Genomic DNA, 16482 nt, shown 5'->3' with positions numbered 1-16482 from the left:
CATAAGAGTATCCTTATAACACATCAAAACTCCTGTCTCACATCAAATGGATCCAAATATGTAATCTCTTTTATCTCATGTCCGGGAAGAAATGTCCCGTACCGGCGAATATCAAGCAGTAATGAGCGAGAGGTATTACGCTCCAGATGAGCTACTACACACTGCTCATGCGAGGGTGTATTTACCTCTAAAGTCGTTTTCCAATTCATCCAAATACACCGTTTACATTGGTATGCATCACAATTGCGACACAGAGGTGCGTAAGATAGTTTATAGAGTTTTGGATTTTTTATATCCAAAACTTCAACCAAGCTGCCGATGGAATACCCGTCGTCAGCCAAATAAAATGCAGGACAAATATAGAATTTACCATCAGGAGCCAATGTAATATTTTCAACTCCGGCATTACAATTATTCATTTTGTCCAGCATCATACGGTCGGTCAATAAATTCAATTGCGGAGCCATTCCTTCCAGATACATGCCTTTCAGTTTTAAAGCCAATTCATCTAAAACCGATTTATAGATATCGAAATCAGATTCGGTAAAGGTATCAATATCAACCAGAACAACATTCAACCTTAAAACCTTATCCAACACTTCATTAAGAATTGTATAATTTTTAAAGAAGCCGGTCTTTCCTGTTCTCAATACATAAGTTTTTTGAATATCACAACCTGATACCGACAACTGTTCCCAATCATCAAGAACCACCACATCAGCCTCATCCCGGTATTCTACCGGAACAATTTTGCTATGATCGATTGTTTCTATCTCATCTTTATAGGCTTGCGGTAATTCATAATGCGGATACACAAATTGAAGCATCAGGTTTTCTTTCATAGCAAAAAGAATACCTGCCTTTAAATTTTCCAGACTAATTAATCTGTGTTCAGATTTCCGGTTATCATAATGACAATAAGAAACGCTCGTATCGTCTAATAAAATTACAAGATATTGAAGCATAAAATTAACTATTTATATCGTTTGACTCATTCTTGCCCGTTCCAGACCTGTCACATTCATCCTCCGATTCCAGTTTCCGGTAAAGTTTGTTCCAATAGTAATTATTGGCTCGAACACGCGCTTTATGCATTTTGCAAATAGCCGTACTACGTTGATAAATCGTATTTGTATCCGCCGCATCATAATTCTCACCTTGACACCAAGCGCATCCCTCAGCCGCCTCGCAATCAATACATTCCGGGGTACTTTGTGTACATCGGTCAAGAGTTAAAAAAGGACGCAATTTATTTTTATCAAGACCATCATGCACATTACCTATAATCCATGCTTTTTTGTTTCGGAGAGAATATTGGGCAAAACGTGTACAAGGATAAAAGTTACCGGCCGCATCTACCGCCAACATCATTCCGGCACCACACCAATTCTGATTTTGCAATTTACAGTCCAAAGGCTTACCCAAATGCTCGGAAAAAAAAGAGCAATCGTTTTTCTCATAAAGTCCATTATCAATAATCGAATCGGCCAGTTGAATCAGTTGCTCCTCAAACAAAGAGTCATCACCCTCTTGCCATACATCTTCGAATACACAATTAATATTGACCTCATGAATACCTAAATTATACAAATGCAAGACACTTTCTTTTATATACGGGAGATCCGGGCTACTAATCGTCACTTTAGTACCGTCACCGGGAAACTGTTCTAACCACAGCGGAATATTTCGTACCACATCCTTATATGAGCCTTTTCCGGTGTTCTTATAAATACGGTTAAGATCATGTTTTAATTCTGTCCCGTCAATAGTTATACCGATACTCAAATGATCTATATTTTTCTTAATAAAGCTCTGTACTTTTTCCTCATGATAATTAAGACCATTAGTAGAAAAACTAAAGCGATATGAATCAAACCAATGATGATTTCGTTTAAACAATTCAATCTTTATATAATTACATATTTTTTCTATCAATTCTATTTCAAGAAAAGGCTCTCCGCCGATAAAGTCCCAAACTACTGATTTTTCCTGAAAACTCTGTTCATTATCCAATATATAATCAATAGCTTGTTTGGCAATGTCCCAAGACATACGTTCTTTCGAGTTCTTACCTACGAGATAACAATATTTACATGCTAATTGGCAATCTTTCGTAACAATAAAAGTTATATTTTTAGCTATGCCATCTTGCCACAGTTTTTTAGCTTCCTTTATTTGTCCCATCATTTTATGATTTAAAAAGGATATACCCACTAAATGCAGCATATCCTTTTACATGTTAATAGTTATTCCATCCCGCACATGAACCTGTACACGAGCCTGTACAGGTACCTCGACAGGTCCCTATACAACTACCTTGGCAAGTTCTCTCACAAGTTCCCATACAGGTGTTGTTACAGCCATGATAGCAGGCACGGTAACAAGAACCTGTACAATAACTTTCACACCCCATAGCGACTTTAGCTGCTTTAGAAGCAACAGGATTGCTAACCAATACCACTGTAGCTATAATCGGCAAGGCTGTTTTCACTGCTTTTTTGAAGAATTCACGCCTTGAATAAAGTTCTTCATTCTTGATTTTCTTTTTCATACCTTAAATATTTAAAGCCCTTTCCGGGCAGTAGCCATACACAAACCCTTACATGTACTTAAACACGCACTTTTACAAGTTCCCGAACATCCAGAAGGATAATAAGACGACTTCCCCCGACATGCAGTGGCACAACTCGCTCCACACCCTCCTACACAAGTAGAGCAACTTGAAGAACCGCCACCGGAAGAACCGCCACCACCATACGATTCGTCATCGTCAGGATCGTCACAAGAAGACAAAATAGAAGGAACGATCATAACAGCCCCTAAAAAAGGAAGTATTCCTTTCACCGCTTTTTTAAAGAATTCACGTCTGGAGTGAAATTCTTCATTCTTTTTTTTCTCTTTCATAAATAATAGATTGATTACTAATATATAATAATATTACCAGTCTGGTCGTATCTTATTCTGCGCAGGAATCAAGCGAGCCTCGGAGAAGTACCCTGCATCATATAATCCGGAGTGCCGGATAACAGATTTATCCTTGTAAACATAGAAGGTGGCACAGCCGGCATAAGGAATACAGGATTTATAAATGTACCAACCGTTCTGATACTGCTCATATGCATACATACCAACCGATTCCCCATTGATAAGCAAAGAAATCGTTGAATTACCATAAAAGTCTTTGAAAAATCCCAGATTATACATACGCCCTTTTAGGTTAAGGCAGAGTGGATGACTGGAGTCAACCTGCCGGAAATCGGAATCAAAAAGTTTACTAAACACATACTCTTCACCATGTGCAAGTATAAAAGAAAATAAGAATAAAAAGAGGAACAAGAAAAACCGCATCCGTTCCTTTACAGATGTTTGTAATTGCATTGCGTCATGTTCATGTGCCTATAGCCTCCCCGGATTCGGTATTATACAAAAAAGACGTGGGAGTCTGTACTTTTGCTTATCCAGATTCCAGGCCTTCGCATTGCCTACCTCCAAAGATAAGCAACGTACACAGCCCACGTCAAGATAGATATACAGAACACCACGTCGCGCGTAATGTTTAGATATAATCTAAAGTGGACGTTTCCGTTGCTCTATCTTTTTTGGAGGTTTCAAATTTGCGAAGTTTGGAATCCAAAAGATAATGCCGTAAACGTCTTTTTTTACATTTTATAAATCTCCTTTACTCTTAAAGTTGAGATTATTCCTTGCAAAGGAAGCACTTTTTTATTTAACAACAAACTCTTTCACAAAATTATTTTCTATTTTTAAAACATGTATCTTAACCCACATTAAATTAATTATTCGGTCATATTGCCGCACTTTAATGAATCATATACTTCAAGATAAAGTAATCAAAATATTATAAGCGTACGCAAATACAGTAACATTACCGTTTCATATAATATTTCCGTTCTTCCTCCGTCAGCTTTTCTATCGAATAGCGAAGCATCGTACGGGGCATTTCACCGGCATGTTTATCAAGAAACTGTAACAGCAGGTTCTGGTCGCGTTTACCCATCTCACGGAGCATCCAACCTATGGCTTTTTGCATCAGGTCATGTTTATGATGCAACAACAATTCGGAAAGACGAAGAATGTCGATAAAATCATCATTTCTGATCAGTGTAATCGTAGAAACTACTGCAATACGCTGCTCCCAAAGAAGTGTGCTGTCAGCCAGACGGTACAAATCCTCACGGGGGTTATCCTTTAAATATTCTCCTACAATATAAGGAGCAGACAGGTCCACCAAATCCCAGTTATTAATACGGACAGTCTGTGTCAGATAGAAATCATAAATCTCTTTTCGTGCCTTTTCACCGGACTTCTTGAAACGCTCCACCAACATCAGCAATGCACATAAGCGGCATTCATGCCACTCACTCTCTAATAAATCCGCTATCACTTCAAACGGTTCTTCTTTATGACGCTTTGCCACCAAGCGGGTATTGGGAACGACAATCCCGAGAAATTTATCACCCTCACCATACTGCCCTTTTCCTGTTTTGAAAAAATTGGGCAAATACTCCCTTTTCACCGGGTCGATATACATTTCCAACTCTTTCTGAATCTCTGCTGCCTTTGTTCTCATATGATCTTCCGTATAAATTCAAGCGGCTTGCAGTAAAGCAATCCGCACCAAAAATAAACAAAATATGGGGGAATAATGGAAAGTTATATCTATTTTTGCAAATAATACAGTAATCAGACTATGGTTTTAAATTACATCTGGATAGCATTCTTCATCGTCGCTTTTATTGTGGCATTAGGAAAGCTCATCTTTACAGGAAACACACAAATATTTACCGATATCATCAATTCCACTTTTGATTCGTCAAAGACCGCCTTTGAAGTCTCGCTCGGATTGACCGGTGTTTTGTCTTTGTGGTTAGGCATTATGAAGATCGGAGAAAACAGCGGCCTTATCAATGCACTGTCCCGATGGCTGAGTCCTGTGTTTTGTCGTCTCTTTCCGGATATTCCGAAAGGACATCCGGTAATGGGATCCATATTCATGAATATGTCTGCCAATATGTTAGGACTCGACAATGCCGCTACTCCGATGGGACTGAAAGCAATGAAAGAACTGCAAGAACTGAATCCCCAAAAAGACACAGCCAGTAACCCGATGATTATGTTTCTCGTTATCAATACTTCGGGGCTGATACTTATACCTATCTCCATCATGGTATATCGTGCACAGATGGGAGCGGCACAACCAACCGATATTTTTATCCCTATCCTATTGAGTACGTTCGTCTCAACATTGGTTGGAGTGATTGCCGTCAGTATATCTCAACGTATCAATCTGATAAACAAGCCTATACTAATATTAATCGGCATCCTGAGTCTCATTTTAGGAGGGTTGATATATCTCTTCACCACCCTTTCACGCGAAGAAATGGGAATCTATTCTACGCTGATAGCCAACATCATACTCTTCGGAGTCATCATTCTTTTCATCTTGACGGGAATACGAAAAAAGATCAATGTATACGATTCTTTTGTAGAAGGGGCGAAAGAGGGTTTCACCACCGCTGTACGCATCATTCCTTATCTGGTCGCTTTTCTGGTAGGTATTGCTGTATTCCGTACTTCCGGGGCAATGGATATCCTCGTAGACGGTATTGGCTATGTAGTAGGACTCTGCGGACTGGACACGAGCTTTGTCGGCGCTCTACCCACCGGATTGATGAAATCGCTCAGTGGAAGCGCTGCCAACGGATTGATGATCGATACGATGAAAGAATTCGGACCGGACTCTTTCGTATCGCGCGTCAGTTGCGTTGTGCGCGGTGCTTCGGACACAACGTTTTATATTTTAGCAGTGTACTTCGGCAGCGTAGGCATCACTAAAACACGTAACGCAGTTACGTGCGGGCTGATAGCCGACTTCTCAGGAATCATTGCCGCCATACTAATCAGTTATTTATTCTTCTTTTAATACATCAATATCATGGCTGTAACTTATCAGACAGAGGACGTAAAAATGCCCGATATCAAAAAAAGGGAAACAACGGAATGGATTAAATCCGTGGCTGCCACATATGGCAAAAAAGTCGGTGAAATCGCGTATATTTTCTGTTCGGACGAAAAAATACTGGAGGTAAATCGCCAGTATCTGCAACACGATTACTACACGGATATCATTACTTTCGATTATTGTGAGGGTGATCGTCTTTCCGGCGATCTTTTCATCAGTCTGGACACAGTAAAAACCAACTCCGAACAATTCAAGACTACGTATGATGAGGAACTTCACCGAACAATCATCCATGGTATCCTTCACCTGTGCGGCATTAACGATAAAGGGCCGGGTGAGCGCGAAATTATGGAAGCAGCCGAAAACAGGGCATTGGAAATAAGAAAATAAACCGACGAATAATCTTGTTAATGGGAAAGGCATATTCAGTCATAAAAAAGATTTTATCGCTGATCCATAAAAGAGGTATTTATCCCTGTTTCAAGGAGTAAGACATCGCTATAATATATTATATATCAACAATATACATAACAAGATACACTTCTCAATGTACAATAGATATATTATATCTGTTTATCAGTACAGTCCCAAGCCCTCACAACATCCCCATGTTCTGCATCACAACACCCGGATGTTTTATATGACAACATCCCCATGTTTTAGATAAGAACATCCGGATGTTGTACGAATGGAAAATAGAGTTCCAACAATGTAAGGATACAGACTATTATTTACTAAGAATAAGATGAAATATCTAACATAAATTATAGAATACATCCATCACTTTGCCTAAGTCATAAAGCAACTAAATATATGTTTATGCAAGGTTCTCCACCATCCAATACCCAATCAAAACCGACATGTATTATCTTTAATAAGGGGTAATTTTGTCCGAAATACAATTATGGTAATTACCAAAACACAGAGTACAATTCTCACTGGACAAAATCCACTTTATTTGCATAACTCGAATGATAAACCATTCCGGGATCGACGTAAAATTAAAATTATGTATATTATAAACATTAACCATTTATAAAACTATAAACCATGAAACATTTATTTTCAACTTGGGCAATCCTATTATTTGCCCTGTTTATCGTAGTTCCCAACAGTTTTGCCACCAAATGGAAAGCGCAACACGTCGTTCTGATCGGCCTGGACGGATGGGGAGCATACAGTGTAGAAAAAGCGGATATTCCCAACATCAAAAACGTGATGGCGAATGGAGCGTACACGTTGAAAAAACGTTCGGCACTCCCCTCGTCAAGCGCCATTAATTGGGCCTCCATGTTTATGGGAGCCGGTCCCGAACTACACGGCTATACCGAATGGGGATCCAAAACGCCGGAACTTCCGTCACGCGAATTGAACCAACACGGTATTTTCCCAACCATCTTCCAACTACTACGTGATGCTTCTCCGGAAGCGGAAATAGGTTGCTTATACGAATGGAACGGCATCAAATACCTGGTAGACACGCTTGCATTGAGTTATTACCAACAAGCTCCGGATTACAACAAACACCCCACTGCCCTGTGCAAAATGGCCGTAAGCTATTTGAAAGAAAAGAAACCCGCCCTTACCCTTGTGGCATTTGATAACCCCGATCACATAGGTCATGGTGTCGGTCATGACACGCCCGAATACTATGCAAAACTAAAAGAACTGGACGGATATATCGGACAAATCATCCAAGCTACCAAAGATGCAGGAACATTTGACCAGACTATTTTCATCATAACAGCCGACCACGGTGGTATCAATAAAGGTCACGGTGGAAAAACAATGAATGAAATGGAAACTCCTTTTATTATTTGCGGAAAAAACATCAAAAAAGGATTGAATTTCAATGAAAGTATGATGCAATATGATGTGGCATCCACCATCGCCTATGTATTCGGCCTAAAACAGCCACAAGTATGGATAGGACGCCCGATGAAACAAGTGTTCAAATAAGCGGAAAGGGTGCACCCCTACCATCAAATCGCCCACATTATAACCATGAGTGCGCTCCAAAAGTTTTATATCTGACTTTTGGAGCGCACTCATATTACCCCACAGCCCATCTTCTTAAGTGCTTATAACTCTCTTTTTCATTATAAAAACAGAACTTTTTCGTAACTTTGCACCGTTTGAAAAAGAAGTATTAAAACGAATGGACTTTAAGTACGACGTAATAGTAATCGGTGCCGGCCATGCCGGTTGTGAAGCAGCAGCAGCCTCAGCAAACTTAGGCTCAAAAACCTGTCTCATCACGATGGATATGAATAAAATCGGCCAGATGAGTTGCAATCCGGCAATAGGCGGTATCGCCAAAGGACAAATTGTACGTGAAATAGATGCGCTGGGTGGGCAAATGGGACTGATAACGGACCAAACAGCCATTCAATTCCGTATCTTGAACCGCTCGAAAGGGCCGGCAATGTGGAGTCCGCGCGCGCAATGCGACCGCAATAAATTCATCTGGGCTTGGAGAGAAGCATTAGAAAACACACCCAATCTTCACATCTGGCAAGATACAGTAAAAGAATTGCTCGTTGAAAACGGAGAAGTTGTGGGATTAGAAACAATGTGGGGAGTTACTTTTCATGCAAAATGTGTAATACTTACCGCAGGTACATTCCTCAACGGACTGATGCACGTTGGGAAAAACATGCTCCCGGGCGGACGTATGGCAGAACCGGCATCTTACCAGTTGACCGAATCCATCGCACGGCATGGTATCAGCTATGGTCGGATGAAGACAGGTACCCCTGTGCGTATAGACGGACGAAGCGTGCATTATGAATTAATGGATACGCAAGACGGAGAAGCCGATTTCCATAAATTCTCTTTCATGGATACTCACGTGCGTCATCTCAAACAGCTACAATGCTGGACATGTTTCACCAATCCTGAGTCACATCGTATTTTGCGTGAAGGATTGTCCGAATCTCCCCTTTTCAACGGACAAATTCAAAGTATAGGGCCACGTTACTGCCCAAGTATAGAAACTAAAATCGTCACTTTTCCCGATAAAGAGCAACACCAATTGTTTTTGGAGCCCGAAGGGGAAACCACACAAGAATTATACTTGAACGGATTTTCTTCTTCACTCCCTATGAGCATACAAATTGAAGCGTTGAAGAAGATTCCAGCTTTTAAAGATTTGGTTATTTATCGTCCCGGATATGCGATTGAGTATGACTTCTTTGATCCGACCCAACTAAAACATTCGTTGGAATCGAAGAAAATCAAAAACTTATTCTTTGCCGGACAAGTAAACGGAACTACCGGATATGAAGAAGCCGGCGGCCAAGGAATCATTGCCGGTATCAATGCACATATCAATTGTCATGGAGGTGAACCGTTTACACTGGCGCGTGACGAAGCATATATCGGAGTACTCATCGATGATCTTGTAACCAAAGGAGTAGATGAACCTTACCGGATGTTTACTTCCCGTGCTGAATATCGCATTCTATTACGAATGGACGATGCAGACATGCGCTTGACAGAAAAAGCATGGAAATTGGGATTAGTAAAAGATGATAGATATACATTACTAAAAAAGAAGCGAGAAGCGATAGAACGCATTGTCTCTTTCGCACGCAACTATTCGATAAAAGCGGCACTTATCAACGATTCACTCGAAAAACTGGGTACTACTCCTCTACGTCAGGGATGTAAATTGATAGACCTAATAAACCGTCCTCAAATCACAGTAGAAAATATAGCCGAACATGTGCCGGCATTCAAACGGGTACTCGACGAAATCACAGAACGCAAAGAAGAAATTATCGAGGCTGCAGAAATACTGATTAAATACGAAGGATACATCGGCCGCGAACGAATTATCGCAGACAAGCTTGCCCGGTTGGAAAGTATCAAAATCAAAGGAAAATTTGATTATAACTCCATTCAATCCCTATCCACCGAAGCAAGACAAAAGTTAGTCAAGATAGATCCGGAGACTATAGCACAAGCGAGCCGAATTCCGGGGGTATCACCAAGCGACATCAACGTGCTGTTGGTACTTTCAGGAAGATAAGAGCGTGCGTTTCACGTGAAACAAAACATTTAAAGAAACGAAATAAATCAATGATTATGAGCAAAGAAAGGCTTATCAAAAGCATTCGGGAAATACCCGATTTTCCCATTCCGGGAATACTCTTTTATGATGTTACTACCCTATTCAAAGATGCCGCATGCTTGCAGGAACTTTCGGATACAATGTATGAGATGTATAAAGATAAAGGAATCACAAAAGTAGTGGGAATAGAATCCAGAGGCTTCATTATGGGACCAATTCTCGCCACACGATTAGATGCAGGCTTTATCCCGATCCGTAAACCCGGGAAATTACCCGCCGAAACGATTGAAGAGAGTTACGACAAAGAATACGGAAAAGACACGATACAGATACATAAAGACGCTTTAGATGAAAACGATGTCGTATTACTGCACGACGATCTGTTGGCTACAGGTGGAACAATGAAAGCTGCCTGTGAACTGGTCAAAAAGCTAAAACCGAAGAAAGTATACGTAAACTTCATCATCGAGCTAAAAGAGTTGAACGGAAAGGCCGTATTTGGAGACGATGTAGAAATAGAATCGGTATTGTCTTTATAAATAATTTCCTATATTTGCAAGGCGTAGCCATACAGCTACGCCCTTTTTAATATGGAAGCCGATCAGAAAACCAAAACCAGCGAATACCTGAAAGGGATTGTAGCAAATCTCCCGGAAGGTCCCGGTATTTATCAGTACTTAAATGCCGAAGGAGTAATCATATATGTAGGAAAAGCAAAAAACTTAAAAAGAAGAGTATATTCCTATTTCAGCAAAGAACACGAACCTGGAAAAACGAGAGTATTAGTCAGCAAAATAGCCGATATACGTTATATCGTAGTCAATTCCGAGGAAGATGCCCTATTATTAGAAAACAACCTGATAAAAAAATACAAGCCTCGGTATAATGTATTACTGAAAGACGATAAGACCTATCCGTCTATTTGCGTACAAAACGAATACTTCCCGCGCATATTCAAAACCAGAAAGATTATCCGTAACGGCTCCTCTTATTATGGCCCATATAGCCATATGCCATCGATGAACGCCGTACTCGACCTCATCAAGCACCTCTATCCGCTACGCACTTGCAATTTAAACCTTTCACCGGAAAATATCCGTGCCGGAAAATTCAGTGTTTGCCTTGAATATCACATAAAAAATTGCGCCGGCCCTTGTATCGGATTGCAATCGCAGGAAGAATATTTAAGAAACATCGGTGAAATCAAAGAAATTCTAAAAGGAAACACACAAGATATCAGCCGCATGCTATTTCAGCAAATGCAGGAACTGGCAACCGAGATGAAATTTGAGGAAGCACAAAAGATCAAAGAGAAATATACTTTGATAGAAAATTACCGTTCCAAATCCGAAGTAGTAAGTTCAATATTGCATAATATCGACGTGTTTTCCATTGAAGAAGACGAGAACAACTCCGCTTTTGTCAACTACCTGCACATCACTAACGGAGCAATCAACCAAGCTTTCACTTTCGAATACAAAAAAAGGCTGAACGAAAGCAAAGAAGAACTTCTTACACTGGGCATCATTGAAATGCGCGAACGTTACAAAAGCCTCTCACGAGAGATTATCGTACCGTTTGAAATAGACATGGAGTTAAGTAACGTGGTTTTCACCGTACCGCAACGCGGTGACAAGAAAAAGCTCCTTGAACTGTCGCAACTCAACGTTAAGCAATACAAAGCCGACCGCATGAAACAAGCGGAAAAGCTAAATCCGGAGCAGAGAAACATGCGATTAATGAAAGAGATACAACAAGAGCTACATTTAGACAGACCACCCCTTCAAATAGAATGTTTCGACAACTCCAACATTCAAGGATCGGATGCCGTAGCCGCCTGCGTAGTATTCAAAAAGGTTAAACCATCCAAACAGGACTACCGGAAATACATTATCAAAACGGTAGAAGGACCGGACGACTATGCATCCATGAAAGAAGTGGTCAGAAGACGTTATCAGCGCGCCATAGACGAAGAGAGCACTCTTCCCGACCTGATCATTACCGACGGCGGAAAAGGGCAAATGGAAGCCGTAAGACAGGTTATGGAAGAATTGCATCTCACCATACCCATTGCCGGTCTTGCCAAAGACAGAAAACACCGGACTTCCGAACTTTTATTCGGCTTTCCACCGCAAACCATTGGGTTAAAACAACATTCTCCCCTCTTTAAATTACTGGAACAGATACAAAATGAAGTACATCGTTTTGCCATCACTTTCCACCGCGATAAACGCAGCAAACGCCAAGTAGCATCTGCATTAGACACGATTAAGGGTATCGGAGAGAAAACAAAAACAGCCTTACTAAAAGAATTCAAAAGTGTAAAGCGCATAAAAGAGGCTTCATTGGAAGAAATCAGCGCCATCGCAGGAGAAGCAAAAGCCAAAATTATCAAAGAGGCACTCCCTACCCCGGAAGCCACCAACCGGCAATAGATCAACATGTAGTGCACTAAATAACCTGTATCAACTTATTTAGCACACTGCACTTTTCATTCCCTATACCGATTTAAATATTTTTTTGAGAAAAACCATTTAAACTTCTGATTATCTATAACGTTTTTTGTAAATTTGCCTTTCCAAAAGCAATATAAAAGAGAAAATGAGAGTAGTAATACAGCGTGTCGGCCATGCATCAGTAACCATTGACGGGCACTGCAAATCAGCCATAAAAAAAGGAATGTTAATCCTCGTAGGCATCGAAGAAGCCGACGGAACAGAAGACATTACATGGCTGTGTAAAAAAATTATCAGTCTCCGCATCTTTGATGACGAAAATGGAATTATGAACAAATCGATCGTAGAGACTGGAGGTGAAATACTGGTAATCAGCCAGTTCACCCTACATGCATCAACCAAGAAAGGAAATCGTCCATCGTATATAAAAGCAGCTAAGCCGGATATTTCCATCCCTATTTACGAACAATTTTGCAGAGAATTGAGTTCTCTCCTTGGTAAGGAGATAGGTACGGGAGAATTTGGTGCAGACATGAAAGTGGAACTACTGAACGACGGCCCGGTAACCATTTGTATAGATACCAAAAACAAAGAATAATGACACTGGAAGAAGCTCAAAAACAGGTAGACCTGTGGATAAAAAAGTACGGAGTGCGCTACTTCAGCGAACTTACGAATATGGCCGTACTCACCGAAGAAGTAGGTGAATTGGCGCGTATAATGGCACGCAAGTATGGTGACCAATCTTTCAAGGAAGGAGAGAAAGACAACCTTTCCGATGAAATGGCAGATGTACTCTGGGTACTTCTTTGCATCGCCAATCAAACCGGTGTAGATCTCACCGATGCCTTCACCCGTAATCTGGAAAAGAAGACCCAAAGAGATAATAAAAGACATATAAATAACCCCAAATTGAGTGACCATGGAACAGAATGACACCCACCTAAGCAAGTATGAAGCTGCGTTGGCTAAGTACAATACCAACCTGAGCGATGCCGACGTGCAAGCCCGCGTAGCTGCAATCATTGCAAACAAAGTAGCGGAAAATAATACGGAAGAGGTAAAAAAATTCCTTTTCAATTGTATAGATCTTACAAGTCTGAACAGTACGGACAACGATGAAAGCATTATGAAATTTACTGAAAAGGTAAATCAGTTCGATAACGAGTTTCCCGACTTGAAAAACGTAGCTGCTATTTGCGTATATCCGAACTTTGCAGAAGCCGTTAAAAACACATTGGATGTTGACGGGATAAAGATAGCCTGTGTATCAGCAGGTTTCCCTTCTTCGCAAACATTTATCGAAGTAAAAATAGCCGAAACAGCCATGGCGCTAATGGAAGGTGCTGATGAAATAGACATCGTTATTTCCGTCGGGAAATTCCTTAGCGGAGACTACGAAACGATGTGTGAGGAAATTCAGGAATTGAAAGACACCTGTAAAGAACGCCATCTGAAAGTAATCCTTGAAACCGGAGCTTTAAAAACAGCCTCCAACATCAAAAAGGCCTCTATCCTATCCATGTACTCGGGAGCGGATTTTATCAAAACATCTACCGGAAAACAGCAACCGGCAGCCACTCCGGAAGCAGCATATGTAATGTGTGAAGCCATCAAAGAGTATTACGATAAGACCGGAAACAAGGTCGGATTCAAACCGGCCGGAGGCATCAATACTGTAAATGATGCACTGATTTATTACACCATAGTCAAGGAAATATTAGGAGAGGAATGGTTAAACAACGAATTATTCCGCTTGGGAACAAGCCGATTAGCGAACCTGCTGCTTTCTGAAATAAAAGGTGAAGAAACAAAATTCTTCTGACATACTGCCAACTCCTCCTCCTGCAAAGAGGGGGAGTTTTCATATTAAGACTCCTGCTACGATTGCAAACTCATATCTATAATTAAGAAAAACTAAAGTTCCTTACTTACAAATACTCATATTTTTACTATCTTTGCCGGACATTAGACTATAGAGAATAGGATAATGCACTGTATTAGAGAACGTTTCATTTATTATCTTTTTCCTGGAATTCGGCAAAATTCATGTTATGAAAGGTAATAAGCAAACGGGTCTCACGCACCTTCACGTATATACTCTTGTTATATATCGAACGGAGCGTGAGACTGTTGCTTGTATCGTCATAACGGCTTGCCGAAGCCCCAGGAAAGATACAGAGCAACAGTTCTCACGCTTTTCGGTTAACAAAAGATTAAAAAAGACAAGAGTATGGAACAAAACAGTATTTCAGTACGTTTCAACCCGAACAAAAGAAACGACATCTTAGCAGTCAACAATACACAGAATTTGCTTATCGGGCTAATATCCAGTATGAAAACGGGCCTTTTTGTCGATAGTTTGGAGACAGGCATAGAACATGAAAGACTCCATCGACTACTGGCAGAAACGCCACAACTGAAACAGGAAGCCGCTATCATCGAAATGCTGTCCCTCCTTCGCAACGAAGGCGAACGAACCTCCTACTCCATCCTTATACCTTATCTGCTCACAGCCAACAACGGAGACGAAACAGAAAGAATCCTTCGCGAACGTTTTTTCGGCATAGAATTGTTTATACACCGCGCTAAAAACTTATATCATTTCTTGGAATATGTGAATAAGAAAAACATCGTATCCATCGAAAAAGAAGACCTTAAACGGGGGATTCTGGCATGGGATATGGGAGAACTGATCAGTTGGGCACGAATCGCTTGCGAAACCGGATATATCGACGAAAAAACCGCTTGGGAATATATTAAATATGCAGGAGAACAATGCCGACAGACATTCCGGAACTGGAATGAAATAGGAAAGAGTTATTTAATCGGACAAGCCATGATAACGGACAAAAAAGAAGAAGCCGACAGAGCAATCAGATACTTTCTCCTGGCCACACAAGATGAAAACAGTCCATGGAGAAAAAATCATTTCTCCCTATCAACCACATAATCGAGATAAGCTTCAAGCGCTTCACAAACATCGGAACCAGATGTGATGGTGTGGAGTAAATCAAGGGCTTTTTCTTTGTAAAACTTCATCTTCTCTACGGCATATTCGATGCCGCCATTCTCTTTGGAGAACTCTATCAAACGGGCGATTTCACCGGATGTAGCAGTACCCTCCTTTATTCTGACAGCTACTTCCTGTGCCCACGCATCGGCAGTAGAATTTAAAGCATAAATGGCAGGCAAAGTCAACTTCCCTTCCAACATGTCATTACCCGTCGGCTTACCAAGCGCTTTATTCTCAAAATAATCAAAAATATCATCTTTTATCTGAAAACAAATCCCAATATATTCGCCAAACAAACGGGCAATCTCCGCCTTTTCATCATCAGCATGCACAGATAATGCCGCCGATTTAGTACAAGCAGCAAAGAGCGCTGCTGTCTTCTTACGAATCACATCGAAATAGATTTCTTCAGAGAATTGCGGATTGCTTACATTGGAAAGCTGCAACAATTCGCCTTCAGCCAAATCTTGGCCCAGACAAGAAACAACCTCCAATATCTCGTGACTCATCGTTTTTCCGGCATGCACAAGACTGGTAGCCAGTAGAAAATCACCCACCAACACCGCTACTTTATTATTATAAATGGCATTAACAGAGAGCTGCCCGCGACGCTCGGTACTCTCATCCACCACATCATCGTGAACAAGGCTGGCCGTATGAAGAAGTTCCAGCGCAACAGCCGCATGAAGAGTGGCAGGCCGAATAGCACCATACAAACGTGCCACCAATAACACTAAAATAGGACGCATCATCTTCCCATTCCTCTGCCGGATATGAGCAATCACGTTATTCAGCAGAAGATTCGAACTGGACAGAGAACTATCAAATAGTCTCTTAAAGTCTTCCAGTTCCGTTGTTATCGGAGACTTTATTAGGGGTAAACTATCCATATATGACACAATTTGAGCACAAAAGTAATAATAAAACGGTTAATACCGTATTTTTTTGTACT

Annotated in this window: 17 protein-coding genes; 10 read left to right on the top strand and 7 right to left on the bottom strand. The window is 40.8% G+C overall.

All coding sequences use genetic code 11. The features are described from left to right. Nucleotides 1-23: 23 nt before the first annotated feature. The 6 genes from QVP90_RS07990 to QVP90_RS07965 form a co-directional block, all read right to left on the bottom strand. A complete protein-coding gene (locus QVP90_RS07990) occupies nt 24-965 on the bottom strand; it encodes a CXXX repeat peptide maturase (protein WP_021936120.1) in 942 nt (313 codons plus the stop codon). Between the two features lie 4 nt (nt 966-969). After that, the gene (locus QVP90_RS07985) at nt 970-2226 is read right to left on the bottom strand and encodes a radical SAM peptide maturase, CXXX-repeat target family (RefSeq protein WP_021936119.1); all 1257 of its coding nucleotides are present in this window, start codon (nt 2224-2226) and stop codon (nt 970-972) included. 13 nt (nt 2227-2239) lie between these two features. Continuing rightward, nucleotides 2240-2551: a Cys-Xaa-Xaa-Xaa repeat radical SAM target protein gene (locus tag QVP90_RS07980; RefSeq protein ID WP_005927778.1), complete on the bottom strand. Its 312-nt coding sequence runs from the start codon at nt 2549-2551 to the stop codon at nt 2240-2242. A gap of 11 nt (nt 2552-2562) precedes the next feature. Beyond that, nucleotides 2563-2904, bottom strand: coding sequence for a hypothetical protein (locus QVP90_RS07975; RefSeq protein ID WP_005927781.1), 342 nt, complete (start codon nt 2902-2904; stop codon nt 2563-2565). 33 nt (nt 2905-2937) lie between these two features. Then, nucleotides 2938-3378: a hypothetical protein gene (locus tag QVP90_RS07970; protein WP_224203634.1), complete on the bottom strand. Its 441-nt coding sequence runs from the start codon at nt 3376-3378 to the stop codon at nt 2938-2940. A 508-nt stretch (nt 3379-3886) separates the two neighbouring features. After that, entirely contained in the window at nt 3887-4591 is a 705-nt protein-coding gene (locus QVP90_RS07965) for a DNA alkylation repair protein (protein ID WP_021936117.1), read from the bottom strand. Between the two features lie 120 nt (nt 4592-4711). On the opposite strand from QVP90_RS07965, the gene QVP90_RS07960 reads away from it, so the two are divergent. The 10 genes from QVP90_RS07960 to QVP90_RS07915 all read left to right on the top strand — a co-directional run bounded on the left by QVP90_RS07960 (nt 4712) and on the right by QVP90_RS07915 (nt 15467). Next, nucleotides 4712-5944: a nucleoside recognition domain-containing protein gene (locus tag QVP90_RS07960; protein ID WP_021936116.1), complete on the top strand. Its 1233-nt coding sequence runs from the start codon at nt 4712-4714 to the stop codon at nt 5942-5944. A 12-nt stretch (nt 5945-5956) separates the two neighbouring features. Beyond that, nucleotides 5957-6373 carry an rRNA maturation RNase YbeY gene (gene ybeY, locus QVP90_RS07955; RefSeq protein WP_021936115.1) on the top strand — a complete coding sequence of 139 codons (417 nt, stop codon included), beginning with the start codon at nt 5957-5959 and terminating at the stop codon, nt 6371-6373. Between the two features lie 660 nt (nt 6374-7033). Beyond that, nucleotides 7034-7942, top strand: coding sequence for an alkaline phosphatase (locus QVP90_RS07950; protein ID WP_021936114.1), 909 nt, complete (start codon nt 7034-7036; stop codon nt 7940-7942). Between the two features lie 199 nt (nt 7943-8141). Further along, on the top strand, nt 8142-10016 hold the full coding sequence (mnmG, locus tag QVP90_RS07945) for a tRNA uridine-5-carboxymethylaminomethyl(34) synthesis enzyme MnmG (protein WP_005927796.1): 1875 nt from the start codon (nt 8142-8144) through the stop codon (nt 10014-10016). Nucleotides 10017-10066: 50 nt separating this feature from the next. Then, entirely contained in the window at nt 10067-10597 is a 531-nt protein-coding gene (locus tag QVP90_RS07940; protein ID WP_021936113.1) for an adenine phosphoribosyltransferase, read from the top strand. A 51-nt stretch (nt 10598-10648) separates the two neighbouring features. After that, nucleotides 10649-12493 (top strand): excinuclease ABC subunit UvrC, encoded by a 1845-nt coding sequence (gene uvrC / locus QVP90_RS07935; RefSeq protein ID WP_021936112.1) that lies wholly within the window; start codon nt 10649-10651, stop codon nt 12491-12493. 166 nt (nt 12494-12659) lie between these two features. Then, nucleotides 12660-13112: a D-aminoacyl-tRNA deacylase gene (gene dtd, locus QVP90_RS07930; RefSeq protein WP_005927803.1), complete on the top strand. Its 453-nt coding sequence runs from the start codon at nt 12660-12662 to the stop codon at nt 13110-13112. Continuing rightward, nucleotides 13112-13450, top strand: coding sequence for a nucleotide pyrophosphohydrolase (locus QVP90_RS07925; RefSeq protein ID WP_005927806.1), 339 nt, complete (start codon nt 13112-13114; stop codon nt 13448-13450). The genes dtd and QVP90_RS07925 overlap by 1 nt, the downstream gene beginning before the upstream one ends. Next, entirely contained in the window at nt 13437-14339 is a 903-nt protein-coding gene (gene deoC / locus QVP90_RS07920) for a deoxyribose-phosphate aldolase (protein ID WP_005927809.1), read from the top strand. Before QVP90_RS07925 ends, deoC begins: the two co-directional genes overlap by 14 nt. A 408-nt stretch (nt 14340-14747) precedes the next feature. Next, nucleotides 14748-15467 carry a DUF1266 domain-containing protein gene (locus QVP90_RS07915; protein ID WP_005927811.1) on the top strand — a complete coding sequence of 240 codons (720 nt, stop codon included), beginning with the start codon at nt 14748-14750 and terminating at the stop codon, nt 15465-15467. On the opposite strand, the gene QVP90_RS07910 is transcribed toward QVP90_RS07915, so the two are convergent. Continuing rightward, nucleotides 15443-16420: a polyprenyl synthetase family protein gene (locus QVP90_RS07910; protein ID WP_005927813.1), complete on the bottom strand. Its 978-nt coding sequence runs from the start codon at nt 16418-16420 to the stop codon at nt 15443-15445. The two genes, QVP90_RS07915 and QVP90_RS07910, sit on opposite strands and share 25 nt — an antisense overlap. Nucleotides 16421-16482: the final 62 nt, after the last annotated feature.

It is taken from the genome of Bacteroides sp. CAG:189, from assembly GCF_000432295.1.
Taxonomy (GTDB): domain Bacteria; phylum Bacteroidota; class Bacteroidia; order Bacteroidales; family Bacteroidaceae; genus Bacteroides; species Bacteroides salyersiae.
This window is presented reverse-complemented; position numbering and strand designations above follow the sequence as displayed.

Bases quoted from the DNA above. Each gene is read 5' to 3' on its own strand.
- QVP90_RS07990 (WP_021936120.1), bottom strand. From the start codon at position 965: ATGCTTCAATATCTTGTAATTTTATTAGACGATACGAGCGTTTCTTAT.
- QVP90_RS07985 (WP_021936119.1), bottom strand. From the start codon at position 2,226: ATGCTGCATTTAGTGGGTATATCCTTTTTAAATCATAAAATGATGGGA.
- QVP90_RS07980 (WP_005927778.1), bottom strand. From the start codon at position 2,551: ATGAAAAAGAAAATCAAGAATGAAGAACTTTATTCAAGGCGTGAATTC.
- QVP90_RS07975 (WP_005927781.1), bottom strand. From the start codon at position 2,904: ATGAAAGAGAAAAAAAAGAATGAAGAATTTCACTCCAGACGTGAATTC.
- QVP90_RS07970 (WP_224203634.1), bottom strand. From the start codon at position 3,378: ATGCAATTACAAACATCTGTAAAGGAACGGATGCGGTTTTTCTTGTTC.
- QVP90_RS07965 (WP_021936117.1), bottom strand. From the start codon at position 4,591: ATGAGAACAAAGGCAGCAGAGATTCAGAAAGAGTTGGAAATGTATATC.
- QVP90_RS07960 (WP_021936116.1), top strand. From the start codon at position 4,712: ATGGTTTTAAATTACATCTGGATAGCATTCTTCATCGTCGCTTTTATT.
- ybeY (WP_021936115.1), top strand. From the start codon at position 5,957: ATGGCTGTAACTTATCAGACAGAGGACGTAAAAATGCCCGATATCAAA.
- QVP90_RS07950 (WP_021936114.1), top strand. From the start codon at position 7,034: ATGAAACATTTATTTTCAACTTGGGCAATCCTATTATTTGCCCTGTTT.
- mnmG (WP_005927796.1), top strand. From the start codon at position 8,142: ATGGACTTTAAGTACGACGTAATAGTAATCGGTGCCGGCCATGCCGGT.
- QVP90_RS07940 (WP_021936113.1), top strand. From the start codon at position 10,067: ATGATTATGAGCAAAGAAAGGCTTATCAAAAGCATTCGGGAAATACCC.
- uvrC (WP_021936112.1), top strand. From the start codon at position 10,649: ATGGAAGCCGATCAGAAAACCAAAACCAGCGAATACCTGAAAGGGATT.
- dtd (WP_005927803.1), top strand. From the start codon at position 12,660: ATGAGAGTAGTAATACAGCGTGTCGGCCATGCATCAGTAACCATTGAC.
- QVP90_RS07925 (WP_005927806.1), top strand. From the start codon at position 13,112: ATGACACTGGAAGAAGCTCAAAAACAGGTAGACCTGTGGATAAAAAAG.
- deoC (WP_005927809.1), top strand. From the start codon at position 13,437: ATGGAACAGAATGACACCCACCTAAGCAAGTATGAAGCTGCGTTGGCT.
- QVP90_RS07915 (WP_005927811.1), top strand. From the start codon at position 14,748: ATGGAACAAAACAGTATTTCAGTACGTTTCAACCCGAACAAAAGAAAC.
- QVP90_RS07910 (WP_005927813.1), bottom strand. From the start codon at position 16,420: ATGGATAGTTTACCCCTAATAAAGTCTCCGATAACAACGGAACTGGAA.